Below are 16,096 nucleotides of genomic sequence, written 5' to 3' on the forward strand. Positions count from 1 at the left end.
TCCCAGCACCATGCGGCAATAGCTCGCGTGGACGGCCTGAAGGGTCTCGGGGTCCGTGTCGTGGTGCGGCGTGCGCGGGGTGTCCACGGGCGGCCTCCTCGGTGTTCGCATCGGTGACGACGCTGGCCGGTTCGATGCGCCGGGCACGGGGGTTCACGCGCGATGGGCCGGTCCGCCCGGGGTTGCGTCCCGGTCGGCGATGGGCAATGATTTTCATTCTCAATCGGAACGGGGGCGGACATGTCCGGGACGGGAGTCGGCGAGGTCTTCGACGCCGGGGCGCGGGAGTTCGACGCGTGGGGTGCCAGGCTCTGGGATCCGATCGGGGAGGCCACCGTCCTGGCCTCCGAGCCGCGGCCCGGGGAGCGGGTCCTGGACGCCTGCTGCGGGGCCGGGGCCTCCGCCCTGCCCGCGGCCTCCGCGGTGGCCCCCGGCGGGGCGGTCGATGCGGTGGACCTGTCCGAGGCCCTGCTGGAGCAGGGGCATGCGCGTGCCGCGCGCGCCGGTGCGGACAACGTCCGCTTCGTCCGCGCCGATGCCGCCGCCTGGCCCGAACCCGGCACCTACGACCTGGTCCAGGTCGTCCACGGCGTGGCATTCTTCCCCGACATGGACGCCGGCACCTCCGCCCTCGTCCGCGCGCTGCGCCCCGGCGGGCGACTGGCCGTCACCGTCTGGGCCGAAGGCGCCCTCGCCGACTTCATGACCGTCTTCATCGAGGCGATCGGGGACGAGACCGGAACCCGCCCCGAGCTGCCCGGGTTCCGGCAGGCCCGCGACCGGATCGCCGACACCGCACGGCTGACCGCCTGGCTGGAGGGCCTGGGAACGGAGGTAGTCCACGTCGCCCGCCACGACCACCCCGTCCCCCTCGACGGCGACTCGGCCTGGGAGTTCATCCAGGGCAACGCCGCGCGGGGGATGCTCGAAGGCCTCGACGGCGCCGCGCAGGCGCGCGTCCGCGAGCGCCTGGCCGTCCTGATGGCCGAGCGCGGCGTGGACACGCTGGACGCGTCGTTCACCATCGCCGTGGCCCGGCGCCCACGGTAGCGCGCCGCCGGCCTCCACACCCCGCCCCTGGGGCGCCGAACCATCAGGCGCGGGGGCCTGCCGGCGGGCGTTCACGCCACCGCGTCGGCGGCGTGTGCCATGGCGCGCCCCACGCGGGGCCGCCGTATGCCGCCCTCAGGCGGGCGAGGGGAAGCGCCACCGCGTCTGGCTGGCCACCTCTCCGCGGCCGAAGCCGAACGCGGTCACCGGGTCGACCCGGAAGACCAGCGCCGTTCCGTTCTCGTGCGCGAATCCGCCCTCGCGCACCTCGAACCGCCACACCTCGCCGTACTTATCGGCGAAGTCGTCGGCCAGCCGCGCCAGCACCGCCTCGTCGGTGACCGGCTCGGCCCGCCCCTCCACCACCACGTCCAGCCCCTTGTCGAGGTCGTTGCCGCCGGTGGTGAGCGTGCAGTGCGGGTTGTGGGCCAGGTTGCGCGCCTTGCGCTCCTCGGGCCCGGTGCAGAAGTGCAGGGCGCGGTCCCGCCACACCGCGATCAGCGGCGTCACGTGGGGCCGCCCGTCCGGGCGCACCGTGGACAGCCAGTACACCCCGGCCGCCTCCAGGGCGCGCCGGGCCTGCTGCCAGGGGGTCGCCTGGGCGCCCGGCCCGCTGTAGCGCGCGTCGAGTTCGCCCGCGGGGTCCGTCCGGTCCGTCATCGGCCTCTCCTCGCTCCGTCGGCAATGCCCTGATGCGGTAGTGACGGCGCGGGCGCCCCGAACTCATCGCTCCCGGGGCGGATCGCCGAGATTTTTCCGCGGGGGTTGACATGGACGGCCCCGACGAGCATATTCAACGCATAGGTTGAACAACGAGAAGGTTGAATACACATGGCGGAGGACCCGCTCAGCAAGGTGTTCGCGGCCCTGGCCGACCCCACGCGCCGGGCGATCCTGGCCCGGCTGGCCCGGGGCGAGGCCACCGTCAACGAGCTGGCCGAGCCGTTCGAGATGAGCCTGCAGGCGGTCTCCAAGCACCTGAAGGTCCTGGAGCGGGCCGGGCTCGTCTCCCGGGGGCGGGACGCCCAGTGGCGCCCCTGCCGCCTGCGGACCGAACCGCTCGAAGGCGCCTCCGCCTGGATCGAGCGCTACAAGGACGTGCAGACCGACCGGATGGACCGGCTGGCGGCCGAGATCGACCGCATCCGCGCCGGGACCGACCGGGATCAGGCCCCAGGGCCGGAGAGAGGGCATTGACATGGGCAAGACCGAGTTCGTCATCGAGCCGGGCCGCCAGGACGTGGTGATGGAGCGCACCTTCGACGCCCCGCGCGAGGCGGTGTTCCGCGCGATGACCGACCCCGAGCTGATCCCCCGGTGGTGGGGCCCGGCCAAGTACGAGGTCCGCGTCGAGCAGGGCGACATCCGCACCGGCGGCGCCTGGCGCTTCCTCACCTCGGGCGACGACGGCGAGTTCAACTTCCACGGCGTCTTCCACGAGGTCAGCGCGCCCGACCGGATCGTGCAGACCTTCGAGTTCGAAGGCGCCCCCGGGCACGTGTGCCTGGAGACCGTCGTGCTGGAGGACCTGGGCGGCTCCACGCGCTACCGCGCGGTGAGCGTGTTCCAGTCGGTCGAGGACCGTGACGCCATGGTGGCCGACGGCATGGAGGAGGGCTCGGACGAGGGGCTGGAGCGCCTGGAGGAGCTGGCCTCCGAGATCGCGCGCGGCGCGTGAGCGCGTGAGGGGCGGGGCGGCGGACCGGACGGGCCGCCGCCCCGGCTGCTGCCCGTCCCCCGCCCTTCGCCTCGGCTCCGGCCCGACGGCCCCGGGGAGGGCCCACCCCGTCTTCGAGGACGTGACCGGCGAAAGGTCCACCCCCGACGGGACACCGTCCGCGGCCGACGAGGGCGACACCACTCCTACGGCGGGCGTCGGCCTCCCGCGCCCCTCCGCGCACCGCACGACCCCCGGCGCCGACGCGGGGTGGTGCCTGTACCACCCCCGGGAGAGGCATCCGGTGTATGGTCCCCGGCCTGGGGCGATCCGTAGCGTTCGGGGCATGCAGAAACTCATCCGGCGCCTGGGCGCCGACACCGGCTATGTCCTCATCGGCTTCCCCACGGCCGTCATCGCCTTCGCCGTCACCGTGGCGGGGCTGGCGGCCGGCGCCGGGACCGCGGTCATCGTCGCGGGACTGTTCGTCCTCACCGGCGCCCTGCTGGCGGCCCGGATGGCCGCCTCCGTCGAGCGCAACATGCTCGCCCACGTCATCGGCCGCCCCCTGGGCGCCCCGCGCTACTGCCGCGCCCCCGCCGGGTCCTCCTGGTTCCGCACCGCCCTGACCCCGCTCACCTGCGGCCAGAGCTGGATGGACGCGGGGCACGCGCTGATCCGCCTGCCCGTGGCCACCGCGACCTTCGTCGTGGTCGTCGCCTGCTGGGGGGTAGCCCTGGCCGGGGTCGCCTACCCCCTGTACGGGTGGGTGCTGTACAGCACCGTCGGGAGCGACGGCGGCCTGCCCGAGCTGATCGGCCTCGGCGACTCGCTGACCGTCTCGGTCCTGTTCCACACCGCCGTGGGCCTGCTGTTCGCGGTCAACCTGCCGTTCGTGGCGCGGGGCGCCGCCGGGCTCAACGCCGCGCTCGCCCAGGCCTTCCTGTCCCCCTACGCCCCCGCCTACGAGGAGCCCGAGCCCGGGCGGCCCGCCGCCCCGGCCCCCGCCTCGCACACTCCCACCTCGAACACGCCCGCCGAGGCCGTGGCCCACGGCGCCCCGCTGCACGCCGCGCGGTGAGCGGCCCGGCTCACCCCGGGCCGATCCGCCCCGGGACCACCAGCCCGGCCTCGTAAGCAGCGACGACGAGCTGGGCCCGGTCCCGGGCGGCGAGCTTGTGCAGCAGCGCCCCCACGTGGGTCTTGACGGTGGCCCGGCTGCGCTGCAGGCGTGCGGCGATCTCGTCGTTGGACAGACCGCGTGCGATCAGCTCCAGGACCTCCCGCTCGCGCTCGGTCACTCCCTCCAGCGCCGCCCGCGGCGCCTCCGCGGGGCGGGCGCCCCGGGCGAAGCGCTCGACCAGGCGCCGCGTGACCGACGGGGCCAGCAGCGCCTCGCCTTCTGCCACCACCCGGACCGCGCGCAACAGGTCCTCGGGCGGGGAGTTCTTCAGCAGGAACCCCGAGGCCCCGGCCTCCAGCGCGGCGTACACGTACTCGTCGAGGTCGAAGGTGGTGAGGATGAGGACCCGCGCCCCGGGGACCCCGTCGGGGCCGGTGATGGCGCGGGTGGCCTCGATCCCGTCCATGCCGGGCATGCGCACGTCCATCAGGACGATGTCGGGCCGCTCGGCGCGCGCGAGCGCGACCGCCTGCGCACCGTCCAGCGCTCCCCCGACCGCCACCATGTCCGGCGCGCTGTCCACCAGCAGGCGGAAGCTCGCGCACACCAGGTCCTGGTCGTCGGCGACGAGCACACGCAGCGGCTCGGCCGTCTCGGCCATTGAGTGTCCCCTCCCGTCGCACCGGCCCACTGATTCTCGCCCATCGCCGACGCCCTCCGCCGACGGCGCCCCCTCTAGGGTCTCCCTCCGGGGCGGTTCCCTTGGCGGGCCGACCGGACGCGGACGAGGCCCTTCCCCGGGAACACGATCCGGCCGAGGTGTGATGTTCCGGATCGTTGGCGACACGGGGCCCTTGTGCCCCACCGGGACACCCCGCCACCCTCGACCGGACGCCCGCCGCATCGTCGGAGACGGACGGACCTGCCGACGGCGGAGGAAGTCGCCGCCGGAACCGCCCACGAGAGGTCGCGCGGATAAGCGGGCGTGCCGTAGGTGGCCAGGCCTCGCGCTCCCGTCGTCGATCGCTGCCCCCTGCGTCGTTGACCTCGGGTAAGTCGGGGTGAAACGGGCACCATGAGAGTCGGCGCGGATTGGCGGGCGGACCGCAGGGGGCCGACCCCGCCGACTCCGCCGCCGACCGCCGCCCCTGCGCCGTTGATCTCGGGGAATCCGCTCTAAAGCGCGGCCCGGAAGCGTCGTTTCCTCCGAGAGCAGCACAGGGTCCGCCCGCCTCTCCGCGCGGGTCCTCCGTGGACGCACTCGGCCCGCCGCACGGGCGTCGAGCTTCAGGAACCGCGCCCCTACCGCCCCCGCTCAGCGGTCACCGTCCCGCTCCAGGGGCAGGCTCCCCCGCACCTCGTAACCACCCTCCGGGCGCGGCCCCGCCTCCACGAAGCCTCCGTGGGCCTTCGCGCGTTCACGCATCCCGATGATGCCGTGCCCCGGTGCCGCCGGGGCCGGTGCAGATCGCCCGGCCGGTTCGCCGCCTCCCGCGTCGGTCACCGAGAACCGCACCGCGTCCCCCTCGGCGCGCACTCGGACCGTGCACCGGTCGGCGCCCGAGTGGCGCACCGCGTTGGTGACCGCCTCGCCCACGATCCGGTACAGCGAGGCCCCCACGGCCTCCGGCAGCCCCTCCGCGCCGTCGGCGTCCAGGTCGACGCGTATCCCGGCGTCCCCGGCCCGCCGCACCAGCTCCTCCAGGCGCGCCGACCCCGGGGGCGGCGCGCCGTCCTCCCCCGACCTCACCGCGCCCAGCACCACCCGCATCTCGGCCAGCGCCTCCCTGCTGGCCCGCTCGATGACCCCGAGCGCCTCCTGGGCCTCCTGCGGCCGCGCCCCGGCCAGGTGGCGGGCCACCCCGGCCTTCACGCCGATCATGCTGAGCGTGTGCGAGACGATGTCGTGCACGTCCCGGGCCACCCTGAGCCGCTCCTCGGCGGCGACCCGGGCCGCCAGCTCCTCGGCCGCCCGCCGCGCCTGGGCGCGCCGCTCGCGCACCGCGCGCCCCGCCGCCCAGGACGCGGCCAGCACCGCCGCCCCCGCCACCGCCTGCCCGGCCACCGCCATCGCCGCGCCGAGTTGGGGGACCCCGGCGACCACCGCCAGTACCAGCACGCCGCCGGCGACCACGCCGACGGCCGTGAACGGCACCCTCGCCGGCCGCGGCATGTCCAGGGCCAGCGCGTAGACCGTGAAACCGGCGGCCAGGAACGGGTCGGTGATCATCCCGGCCGCCAGCCCGAACACCGTCGCGGCGGCGACCGCGGCCATGGCCGCCCGGGGCGCGGCCCGGCGCAGCGCCATGGGCAGGCCCGTTCCCACGAGCACCACCGCCATGGCCCAGGCGGGAGCCCCGGAGGGCTCCGGCACCCCGGCGGCCGCCAGGTAACCGGCGTAGCCCGCCCCGGCGAGGGCGTCGAGCGCGAAGAGGCCCCCACGGCCCTCGGCCTGCCACGGCCGCACCCGGCTGAACATGCCGGGAACGCTACCCTTCCCCCGCCCGCGCCCGCCTCGTCCCCCGGTCCCTCATCCCCGGGGATGAGGGAGGGCGCCGCCCGCCGCCGCTCCTCCGCCCGCCGGGTGAGCCGGAGATCCGGCCCCTGCTCCGATGCCCCCGGCGTCCCGCCACCGGCACACTCGCCGCCGTGATCGAAGTAGAGGAACTCACCAAGAGATACGGCCGCACCACGGCCGTGGACCGGCTCTCCTTCCGCGCCGAACCCGGGCTCGTCACCGGGTTCCTCGGGCCCAACGGCGCAGGGAAGTCGACCACCATGCGCGCCCTGGTCGGCCTGGACCGCCCGGACGCGGGCCGCGCCCGTGTGCTCGGCGTCCCCTATGCGCGGCTGCGGCACCCGCTGCGCAGGGTCGGGGCGCTGCTGGACGCCGACGCCCTGGACCCGGGCCGCACGCCCCGCGCGCACCTGCACTGGCTGGCGCGCTCGAACCGCATCCCGCGCGCCCGGGTCGACGAGGCCCTGGAGTGGGCCGGGATCGCCGGGGCCGCCTCCCGCAGGGCGGGCGGGCTCTCCCTGGGCATGCGCCAGCGGCTGGGCGTGGCCGCGGCGCTGCTGGGCGACCCGGAGGTGCTCGTGCTGGACGAACCGGTCAACGGCCTGGACCCCGACGGGGTGCGGTGGATGCGCGAGCTGCTGCGCGCCAAGGCCGCCGAAGGCCGCACGGTGCTGCTGTCCAGCCACCTGATGAGCGAGGTCGCCCGGACCGCCGACCGGCTGGTGGTGATCGCCCGGGGCAGGCTCGTCGCCGACACCTCGGTGCGCGAGCTCGTGCAGGACGGCGAGGGGGTCCTCGTGCACTCCCCGCGCCCCGGGGACCTGGCGCGGCTGCTGTCCGAGCGCGGCGCCGGGGTGCAGCCCGGCGACGACGGCGCGCTCACCGTGACGGGGATGGACGTGCGCGAGGTGGGCGAGGCGGCCGCGTCGGCGGGCATCCCGCTGCACGGGTCCGCCCCGGTGCGCACCTCGCTGGAGGAGGCGTACATGCGCCTGACCGCCGACGCCGGGGAGGCCGTCCGATGATCGACGCGGTCGCGACCGAATGGATCAAGCTGCGCACCTCCCGCGCCGCCTGGTACTGCCTGATCGCCGCGGCGGCGATGCTTCCTCTGGCCGCGGCCATCGCCTGGACCGCCTCCCAGGCATGGGACGCGCTCCCGCCCGATGAGCGCACCGGCTCCATCTCCCCGCTGACCCAGCTGGCGGGCTGGGGCATGACCCTGGCCCTGGGGGTGATGGGGGCGCTGGCGGTCTCGCGCGAGTACACCTCGGGGATGGTCCGCACGACCTTCACCGCGCTGCCGTCCCGGGGCCGGGTGCTCGCCGCCAAGGCCCTGGTCTGCGGCGCGGTCGCACCGGCGACGGCCCTGGCGGTGCTGGTGGCGGTGTGGTGGGCCACCCGGGCGGTGCTCGGCGACCGGGGGATGGAGGGCATCCCCGGGCCGCTGACGCAGGAGTGGGAGCCCATCGCCGCGATGGCCGCCGAGGCCGCGGTGTTCACGCTGCTGGGACTGGGGCTGGCGGCGCTGACCCGGTCGGCCGTGGCGTCGATCGCCGCGCTGGGCGCCCTGTGGTACCTGGTCCCGATGACCGTGCAGTTCCTCCCGGAGCCATGGAACGACCGCGTGGGCTCGGTCCTGCCGGGAGGGCTGGCCGCCCAGATCGCCTCCCCCGGCCCGACGGGCGGGTCCGTCTACGGCGACCTGCTGCCCCCATGGGGCGCGGCGCTGACCATGGCCCTGTGGGCGCTGGTCCCGCTCCTGGCCGCCTGGCCCCTGCTGCGGCTCCGCGACGCCTGAGCGGCGGACGGCGCCGACGGAGCGAAGCCCGCCCGCGCATAGCGGGCGGGCGTTGCCGTTGTTCCGCTAAAGGCGGCCGGCCGACGCGGAGGCCACGAAGGCCTCCCACTCTCCACGGGGGAACTCCAGGTGTCCCAAGCCTTGGTGCTGCGTGTCGCGCATCGCCACAACTACGCCCCGTCGGACCTCGACACAGTTCTCTGCACCCGCGCTGTGGCTCGACTTGTGCCAGTCGGCCCGATCATTCGTCATCCTCGTACTCCTCCAGTCTTCACCGCAGGTACCCCACGGTCTCCCTGGGGCTCCACGCGTCGGCCTGCAACGCTCCGAACCGGTGAACTCGACGGGGTCACACTGCGCTCGCTGACGGTGCGCGTCTACCCGGCCGAGATCCAGGGGCGCTCCTGCGCGACAGAGGCGTGGACGCCTGAGCCCTCTTCCGCACCGGAGACCTCCTCACACGGGGATGCGGATGCCGTTCCAGCCCTGTAGGCACCAGCCGGCGGACAGCACCTCCTCCAACGGGTGGAAGTCGCGGTCCGCGGGCATCGCCATCTCCTCGGGCGAGGTCGTCGCCCACACGCACCAGCCCCGGTCGGCCACCTTGAACACCGCGTGGCGCAGCTCCTCGGGGACCTCCTCGGGCGCCTCGGCGTCCCAGTCCACGGCCACGCCCCTGTGCTCGGCCTCGCGCCGCGCGATCTCGCGCGTGAACGTCCGGGGGGTGTGGCGCATGGTTCTCCTCAGAGGTGGTCACGGTCCGCAGGTCATGCTACTCCCTGTGACCGGCGGTAACCCTCCCCGCCCCGGGGTCGGGCCGGAGCGGCCGCCGCGGTCGCTCAGACCAGGTCCCGGGGGATGGAGGTGTTCCACGTCCGCGCCGCCACGCGCTCCCCGTCCTCGTAGGCGTCCAGGGTCGCGTTGAGCCGGAACTCCTCCGGCGTGGCCGACAGCTCGGTGTGCGTCACCGTGCGCACCCGCCAGTCCCCGCGCGCGAACCCCATCTGCCACTCGGTGCGCCCCATCGGCGAGGAGAAGTCGTCGCCCTGCGAGGAGTACTCCTCCCAGGCGCGCCGGGACACCTCCCAGCCGCTGTCGGGGAAGCGCACGGTCCCCAGGTCCTTGAGCACGCACAGCGAGGACCAGTAGTCGACCAGGTCCCGGGACAGCTCCCAGCGCCCGTCCCCCGGGGTCACCTGCTCGGTCTCCAGCGGCGGGGTGCCCTCGGCCTCCTCGAACGGCGCCGGCTCGGCCCCGCGCCCCTGGGGCCGGATCGGCAGCACGAGCGACGTCCCCCCTTCCAGCAGCGCGGTCAGCACGACCGGCTGGGGCGGCGGCCAGGCCAGCGGCCAGTAGGAGGTCGACACCGACACCCGGATGCGGTGGCCGGGCGGGAACGCCTGCGCGACGCCGTTCATCGGGATCGCCACCCGGTAGCGCCGCCCCGGCTCCAGCGCCCGCGGCGCGTCGTGCCCCTCGGCGTGGGTGAGGTTGAGCAGCCCGTAGGTCACCCGGGTGGCGCGCCCGTCCCGGGCCACGTCCGACAGCCGCACCGCCGCCATGGCCACCGGCCGGTCGACGGTGAACTCCAGGTTGAGCACGGGGGCGCCCAGGATCTCCACCCGCTCCTCCAGCGGCGGGGTGTCGAACACCAGCGACCCGCCGTCCTCCTCGCGCTGGTCGTAGGGCAGGTCCGGGGGCGCGTTGTAGGAGCACCACTTCCCGGCGAACTGCCCCACGGTCAGCGGCGAGCGCACCTGCGCGGCCTCGCGGCCCACGCGCGCGCCCGGCTCGCAGATGCGGTACAGCGCCAGCGGGCGCTCCTGGTAGTCGATGTCCGGCGAGGGCCACTCGCTCTCGCCGACCCACCGCCCGGGCCGCTCGGAGTAGGAGGTGGACGGCGGCACGCTCTCCTGCATCCAGCTGCGCAGCACCGGCTCGTCGCCGATGCCGTTGTCCTCGCCCTTGAGCCAGCGGTCCCAGAACCGCACGCAGTGCTGGAGGAAGCCGATGGCCGGGCCGGGCCGCCCCAGGTGGGGGTACTTGTGCGACCAGGGGCCGATCAGCCCCAGGCGCGGCACGGTCAGGCCCTCCATCAGGCGGAACACCGCGTTGGAGTAGCCGTCGGCCCACCCGCTGACCGCCATCACCGGCACCTGGATCGCCGACAGGTCCTCGCACACCGAGCCGTGCCGCCAGAAGTCGTCCCGCCGCTGGTGGCGCAGCCAGGTGTCGAGCCACAGCCCGCTGCCCTCCAGCCGTTCGCGCCACATCGACCGCCAGCCGGCGCCGACCGCCTCGGGGTCGGGCGGGCAGGAGGTGTAGGCGAACATGGTCGAGGCCCACGACAGGTTGTCGCCCAGCAGGCACCCGCCCATGTAGTGCACGTCGTCGGCGTAGCGGTCGTCGGTGGAGCAGATGGTGATGATCGCGCCCAGGCTCTCCGGACGCCGCGCCGCCACCTGCAGCGCGTTGAACCCGCCCCAGGAGATGCCCATCATCCCGGTGGTGCCGTCGCACCAGGGCCGCTCGGCCATCCAGGCGAGCACCTCCTCGGCGTCCTGAAGCTCGCGCTCCAGGTACTCGTCCTGGAGCACCCCCTCGGAGTCGCCGCTGCCGCGCAGGTCGACGCGGACGCAGGCATAGCCGTGCCCGGCCAGGTAGGGGTGCACGGTGGAGTCGCGCTGGGCGGTCAGGTCGCGCTGCCGGTAGGGGATGAACTCCAGGACCGCCGGGACGGGGGCGTTCTCCGACCCGGCCGGGCGCCAGACGCGCCCGGCCAGGCGCACCCCGTCGGAGACGGGGATCGTCACCTCCCCCTCCTCGACGACCTCCTGCGGAAGCTCGGTGACGGTGCGCATGCGGCTCAGTCCCCCTCTCCGTTGCCGGTGCCGGGGCCGACGTCGTCGATCTCGAACGGGAGCCGTGCCAGGCACAGCTCGTAGGTGCGGCGCAGGTTCTCCTCCCCGCGCCCGGCGGTGAACACCTGGGCCAGTTCGTAGCTGTAGCTGTCCTGGCCGTACAGCCGCGACAGGCGGGTGCCGGGGCTCACCGCGATCTTCGCTGTGGTGCCGGGCAGGTCGCGCTCCATGCGCGCCACGTCCTCGGGCCCGGGGGCGGTGCGCACCACCCCGTCGGTGAAGCGGCGCAGGAACCACTTGGCGGCGGTGGCGTACTCGCCCGCCCCCGGCTCCAGCCGCGGCTCCAGGCCCATGGCCAGGCGGACCATGTGGTCGTGGTTGGGCACGCCGTCGACCTGCTCGGTCATCCAGCCGTGCGACTGGGAGTGGCGGGGGTTGACCTCCAGCAGCCGCACGTCGTCGGTGCCGGGGTCGCAGAAGTACTCGATGTTGAAGGTGGTGTTGTCCAGCCCCATCCGGTAGACGACCGCCTCGGAGATCTCGGTCAGCCGGTCCCGCATCGGCCCGGGCAGGCCGGAAGGGGTGGTGTAGCGCAGGAAGCTGGAGGAGTCGGGGTAGAGGGCCGAGTCGATGATGGCGTAGACGACGGGCACGCCGCGGTGGACGTAGCCCTCGACGGTGACCTGCTCGCCGGTGGCCTCCTCCTCGGCCAGGCAGGCCGTCCCCCCGGCGCGGGCGACCTCCTCGGGCAGGTCGAAGCCGCGCAGGACCTCCTCGAAGGGGTCGCCGATCTCGTGGGCGCGCTCGCGGACGCGCCCGAGCGCCTCGCGGAACCCCCGGTCGTCGGTGACCCGGAAGGCCAGCGCGGAGGAGTAGGACTTCACCGGTTTGAGCCACATCGGGTAGCGCAGCCCCGGCGGCGGCTCCTGCGCGTCGAAGGGCACCTCGGCGAACCGCGGCAGCGCGTCGGTCACCTCCCGCTGCTCCAGCCGGCTCCAGTACTTGTGCTCGCACTTGACGACGGCCTCCAGCGGCGCCGACGGCAGGCCCCGCTCGGCGCACAGGATCGGCACGAGCGTGCACACCGGGAAGTCCCAGAAGCCGATGATGGCGTCCGCCTTCCCGGGGAAGGCGTCCAGGTGCGCGCGGGCCTCGTCGAGCAGTTCGTGGAGCCGCCCGTAGGGGTTGCGCAGCCGCTCCATGTCGAGCAGTCCGTGGATGCGGTAGCCGTGTTCGCGGGCCTGCCTCTCCAAGAGCTCGCGGTTGTGGGGGTCCAGCCCCAGGACGAAGACGTCGGCGTCCATGGCCCTCCCTTCGCCGCCTCTGCCCCCCGACTACCCGCAGGTCGGGAGGTTACGTGCGGCGCCGGGACACGGCCGGGGGCCCGGAACATGTCTGGGCCCCCGGTTGTTGTACGGGGTGTCCGGCGGAACCCCACCCGTCCCGTCGGACCGCGCCGGCCCGGCTCCGCGTCTGGGGGGATCGCGTCGAGCCGGACCGGCCCTTTCTTCTGTCCGCGCGGCGGACGGCGCCGGGCTACCGGCCCATCTCCTCCAGCGTCTTGCCCTTGGTCTCCTGGACGTACTTCCACACGAACAGGAACGACAGCACCGCGAAGGCCGTGTAGATCATGTAGGCGCCGCTCAGGTCCCAGTCGCGCAGGGTGGGGAAGGTGACGGTGACCAGCCAGTTGGCGATCCACTGGGTGGCCGTGGCCACCGCCATCGCCGCCGCCCGGATCCGCAGCGGGAACATCTCCCCCAGCAGCACCCAGGTCACCACGCCCCACGACAGGGCGAAGAACAGCACGAACGCGCTCGCCGACACCAGCGCCACCGCGCCCCAGGCGAACGACAGGTGCGCCTGGTCGCCGACCACCGAGGCGTGGCTGAACGCGAACCCGGTCGACGCCAGGGTCACCGCCATGCCCGCCGAGCCGATCAGCAGCAGCGGCTTGCGCCCGATCTTGTCGACCAGGCCGATGGCGATGAAGGTGCCGACGATGTTCACGATCGAGGTGAACAGGCTCAGCAGCAGCGAGTCGCTCTCGTTGACGCCCACCGACTGCCACAGCGACGAGGAGTAGTAGAAGATGACGTTGATGCCGACCAGCTGCTGGAACGCCGAGATCGCCATGCCGATCCACACGATGGGCAGCAGCAGGTAGGGGCCGCGCAGGTCGCTCAGCTTGGGCTTGACCTCCGAGCCCAGGGCCTCGTGGATCTCGGCGATGCGCGCGTCCACGTCGCCGCCCTCGACCTCCTCCAGGATGCGGCGCGCCTTGGCGTCGCGGCCCACGCGCACCAGGTAGCGGGGCGACTCGGGGATGGTCAGCGACAGCAGGATGTACAGCGCCGCCGGGAACACCTCCACGCCCAGCATCCACTGCCAGGCCTGCAGCGGCCCCAGCTGGCCGAGCGAGCTGCCCCCGGCCAGCGACGCCAGCGCGTAGTTCACCAGCTGGGAGACGGCGATGCCGAGCACGATCGCGAGCTGCTGCAGCGATGCCAGCCGTCCCCGGTAGGCCGCCGGGGACACCTCGGCGATGTAGGTGGGCGCGATCACCGAGGCGATGCCGATGGCGCAGCCGCCGACCACGCGCCACAGCGCCAGGTCCCACACGGTGAACGGCAGCGCCGAGCCGATGCCGCTGATCAGGAACAGCAGGCCGGCCAGCTGCATCACGCGGATGCGGCCGAAGCGGTCGGCCAGGGTACCGGCCACCGCCGCGCCCACCGCCGAGCCGAGCAGCGCCGCGGCCACGGTGAACCCGGTGACGCCCGGCCCCACTTCGAAGTGCTTCTGGATGGCGTCGACGGCGCCGTTGATGACCGAGCTGTCGTAGCCGAACAGGAAGCCGCCCATGGCGGCCGCCCCGGCGATCATGACGACATGGGCGAGGTTTCCGGCCTCCGCGTCGGGGGCCGAGGAGTGCGCTCTGGCCACGCTCCCCCTCCTTACCGCGTCAACGGGGGGTGATGGACATGTTGCAGCTCACCATGGTCTCGCCGCCGCGGGTGTGCTCGGACACGAAACGCGGTGAGTTGTCTTTCACAGGCGCGATGATTGCCGTTTCGGGGGGCGGGTAGGGGCGGCATCCTCGGGTGGGGCCCCGCGCGCGGAGGCGGGGCCGCTGCCGATCAGCGGAGGGAAAGAGCCATGTCCGACCTGCTGGACCTGCACGGCCAGGCGATGAAGGAGTTCGACCGCAGGGTGAGGGCGGTGGGCCCGACGCAGTGGGCCGACCCCACGCCCTGTACCGAATGGGACGTGCACGACCTGGTGGAGCACCTGGTGCGCGAGCAGCTCTGGGTGCCCTACCTGCTGGAGGGCGGCACGATCGACGGGGCGGGCGGCCGCTTCGACGGCGACGCCATGGGCGAGGAGCCGGTGGCCACCTGGGAGCTGGCCTCCCGGGAGGCGCGCACGGCCTGGCTGCGCCCCGGCTCCCTGGAGAGCACCGTGCACCTGTCGTTCGGCGACGCCCCCGGGTCGCTGTACCTGTGGCAGATGACGTTCGACCTGGCCGTGCACGCCTGGGACCTGGCCCGCGCGATCGGCGCCGACGAGCGGCTGGACCCCTCGCTGGTGCGGGCCCTGCTGGAGTCCGAGCAGATCTCCGACGACCTGGACGCCGCCCAGGAGCAGGGCGGGACGGGGATGTTCGCCCCGGCGCGGCCGGTCCCCGAGGGGGCCGGCGACCAGGCCGTTCTGCTGGCCCGGACCGGCCGCGCGGCCTGAGCCCTGCCGGGGCCTACGCGGGGCCTGATTCCTGCCGGGGCCTACGCGGGGGGCCTGAACCCCGCCGGGGCCCACGCGGGGGCGGCCGGCCGCCGCCCCGGCCCCGTCGGCGGGCGCCCGGGCTGCGGCGGACCGGGACCGCCCGCTCCGTAAGGGCGGTGGTCCACAAACCCCGCGGGGCCGTTTTTGGCTCCTCCGGCGCCTGTGCCCCGCGCGCCCCTCCACCAGGATCGGCTGCATGGCCCGATTCGACGTGCTCTCGGACAAGGCGCTGCGGCGCGAACCCCCGACCCGCGAGGAGCTGCTCGGTGTGCTGGGCAGCGACGACGACGTGCTGATGGACCTGGTGGCCGCCGCCGCGCGGCCCCGCCTGCGCGCCTTCGGCCGCACCGTCAAGCTCAACTACCTGGTCAACCTCAAGAGCGGGCTGTGCCCGGAGGACTGCACCTACTGCTCCCAGCGCCTGGGCTCCACCGCCGACGTGGTGACCTACACCTGGCTCAGGCCCGAGCAGACCGCCGAGGCGGTGCGCGCCGGCGTCCGGGCGGGGGCGGCGCGCGTGTGCCTGGTGGCCAGCGGGCGCGGCCCCACCGACCGCGACGTGGAGCGGCTCCGCCCGGCCATCGAGGGCATCAAGGCCGACCACCCCGGGGTGGAGGTCTGCGCCTGCCTGGGCCTGCTCTCCGACGGGCAGGCCGAGCGGCTGCGCGCCTCGGGGGTGGACGCCTACAACCACAACCTCAACACCTCCGGCGAGCGCTACTCCGACATCTGCACCACCCACACCTTCGACGACCGGGTGGAGACCGTGGGCAAGGCCAAGGCGGCGGGCCTGTCCCCCTGCTCGGGCCTGATCGCGGGCATGGGCGAGAGCGACGGCGACATCGCCGACGCCCTGCTGGCCCTGCGCGGGCTGGAGCCGGACTCGGTGCCGGTCAACTTCCTCATCCCGTTCGAGGGGACCCCGCTGGCCGGGCAGTGGAACCTGGACGCCCGGCAGTGCCTGCGCATCCTGGCGGCGGCCCGGCTGGTCTTCCCCGACACCGAGGTGCGCCTGGCCGCCGGGCGCGAGGTGCACCTGCGCGGCATGCAGTCCACGGCGCTGTACCTGGCCAACTCGATCTTCCTGGGCGACTACCTGACCAGCGAGGGCCAGCCCGGCCGGGCCGACCTGGAGATGATCCGCGACGCCGGGTTCACCGTCCTGGGCGCCGAGGAGGAGGACGAAGGACGGGACGGGGGCCGGGAGCGCCCCGAACTGGTGCGCCCCCGCCAGCGGGGCGCGGGCACCACCCTCCCGCCCAACGCCTGACGGGCGGGGCGGGGCGCCCGGGCGGGCCGAGCG

Annotated in this window: 16 protein-coding genes; 8 read left to right on the forward strand and 8 right to left on the reverse strand. The window is 74.4% G+C overall.

Translation table 11 applies throughout. The features are described 5' to 3' along the window. Positions 1 to 240 precede the first annotated feature (240 nt). On the forward strand, positions 241 to 1,050 hold the full coding sequence (locus tag O4J56_RS22965; protein WP_270688560.1) for a class I SAM-dependent methyltransferase: 810 nt from the start codon (positions 241 to 243) through the stop codon (positions 1,048 to 1,050). 135 nt (positions 1,051 to 1,185) lie between these two features. Here the strand turns inward: O4J56_RS22965 and O4J56_RS22970 are convergent, their stop codons facing one another. Beyond that, entirely contained in the window at positions 1,186 to 1,710 is a 525-nt protein-coding gene (locus O4J56_RS22970) for a pyridoxamine 5'-phosphate oxidase family protein (RefSeq protein ID WP_270688562.1), read from the reverse strand. Between the two features lie 171 nt (positions 1,711 to 1,881). Here O4J56_RS22970 and O4J56_RS22975 point away from each other — a divergent pair, with 171 nt between their 5' ends. The 3 genes from O4J56_RS22975 (at position 1,882) to O4J56_RS22985 (ending at position 3,788) form a co-directional block, all read left to right on the forward strand. Further along, positions 1,882 to 2,247, forward strand: coding sequence for an ArsR/SmtB family transcription factor (locus O4J56_RS22975; RefSeq protein ID WP_270688564.1), 366 nt, complete (start codon positions 1,882 to 1,884; stop codon positions 2,245 to 2,247). 1 nt (position 2,248) lies between these two features. Then, complete coding sequence (locus O4J56_RS22980; protein ID WP_270688566.1) at positions 2,249 to 2,728, forward strand: SRPBCC family protein; 480 nt, start codon at positions 2,249 to 2,251, stop codon at positions 2,726 to 2,728. Positions 2,729 to 3,053: 325 nt separating this feature from the next. Continuing rightward, positions 3,054 to 3,788 carry a sensor domain-containing protein gene (locus O4J56_RS22985; RefSeq protein WP_270688568.1) on the forward strand — a complete coding sequence of 245 codons (735 nt, stop codon included), beginning with the start codon at positions 3,054 to 3,056 and terminating at the stop codon, positions 3,786 to 3,788. A gap of 10 nt (positions 3,789 to 3,798) precedes the next feature. Here O4J56_RS22985 and O4J56_RS22990 read toward each other — a convergent pair whose 3' ends face one another. Continuing rightward, entirely contained in the window at positions 3,799 to 4,491 is a 693-nt protein-coding gene (locus tag O4J56_RS22990; RefSeq protein WP_270688570.1) for a response regulator transcription factor, read from the reverse strand. Positions 4,492 to 5,145: 654 nt separating this feature from the next. Continuing rightward, positions 5,146 to 6,309: a sensor histidine kinase gene (locus O4J56_RS22995; RefSeq protein ID WP_270688571.1), complete on the reverse strand. Its 1,164-nt coding sequence runs from the start codon at positions 6,307 to 6,309 to the stop codon at positions 5,146 to 5,148. A 170-nt stretch (positions 6,310 to 6,479) separates the two neighbouring features. On the opposite strand from O4J56_RS22995, the gene O4J56_RS23000 reads away from it, so the two are divergent. Together O4J56_RS23000 and O4J56_RS23005 are read left to right on the forward strand one after the other, a co-directional pair. After that, positions 6,480 to 7,373, forward strand: a complete 894-nt coding sequence (locus O4J56_RS23000) for an ABC transporter ATP-binding protein (protein WP_270688573.1) — start codon at positions 6,480 to 6,482, stop codon at positions 7,371 to 7,373. Next, entirely contained in the window at positions 7,370 to 8,149 is a 780-nt protein-coding gene (locus O4J56_RS23005; protein ID WP_270688575.1) for an ABC transporter permease subunit, read from the forward strand. Before O4J56_RS23000 ends, O4J56_RS23005 begins: the two co-directional genes overlap by 4 nt. A 66-nt stretch (positions 8,150 to 8,215) precedes the next feature. On the opposite strand, the gene O4J56_RS23010 is transcribed toward O4J56_RS23005, so the two are convergent. The 5 genes from O4J56_RS23010 to O4J56_RS23030 form a co-directional block, all read right to left on the reverse strand. Further along, the gene (locus tag O4J56_RS23010) at positions 8,216 to 8,401 is read right to left on the reverse strand and encodes a DUF397 domain-containing protein (protein WP_270688576.1); all 186 of its coding nucleotides are present in this window, start codon (positions 8,399 to 8,401) and stop codon (positions 8,216 to 8,218) included. 204 nt (positions 8,402 to 8,605) lie between these two features. Next, entirely contained in the window at positions 8,606 to 8,884 is a 279-nt protein-coding gene (locus tag O4J56_RS23015; RefSeq protein ID WP_270688577.1) for a hypothetical protein, read from the reverse strand. Positions 8,885 to 8,988: 104 nt separating this feature from the next. Then, positions 8,989 to 11,010 (reverse strand): CocE/NonD family hydrolase, encoded by a 2,022-nt coding sequence (locus O4J56_RS23020; RefSeq protein ID WP_270688579.1) that lies wholly within the window; start codon positions 11,008 to 11,010, stop codon positions 8,989 to 8,991. Between the two features lie 5 nt (positions 11,011 to 11,015). After that, the gene (locus O4J56_RS23025) at positions 11,016 to 12,314 is read right to left on the reverse strand and encodes an ATP-grasp domain-containing protein (protein WP_270688581.1); all 1,299 of its coding nucleotides are present in this window, start codon (positions 12,312 to 12,314) and stop codon (positions 11,016 to 11,018) included. A gap of 232 nt (positions 12,315 to 12,546) precedes the next feature. Beyond that, positions 12,547 to 13,896, reverse strand: coding sequence for a sugar porter family MFS transporter (locus O4J56_RS23030; protein ID WP_408639164.1), 1,350 nt, complete (start codon positions 13,894 to 13,896; stop codon positions 12,547 to 12,549). Positions 13,897 to 14,169: 273 nt separating this feature from the next. Between O4J56_RS23030 and O4J56_RS23035 the strand changes: the two genes are divergently transcribed. Both O4J56_RS23035 and bioB read left to right on the forward strand, forming a co-directional pair. Continuing rightward, complete coding sequence (locus tag O4J56_RS23035) at positions 14,170 to 14,751, forward strand: TIGR03086 family metal-binding protein (protein WP_270688583.1); 582 nt, start codon at positions 14,170 to 14,172, stop codon at positions 14,749 to 14,751. Positions 14,752 to 14,989: 238 nt separating this feature from the next. After that, positions 14,990 to 16,063, forward strand: coding sequence for a biotin synthase BioB (bioB, locus tag O4J56_RS23040; RefSeq protein WP_270688584.1), 1,074 nt, complete (start codon positions 14,990 to 14,992; stop codon positions 16,061 to 16,063). Positions 16,064 to 16,096 lie beyond the last annotated feature (33 nt).

The sequence above is a fragment of the Nocardiopsis endophytica genome, assembly GCF_027706725.1.
GTDB classification, from domain to species: Bacteria; Actinomycetota; Actinomycetes; order Streptosporangiales; family Streptosporangiaceae; genus Nocardiopsis_A; species Nocardiopsis_A endophytica.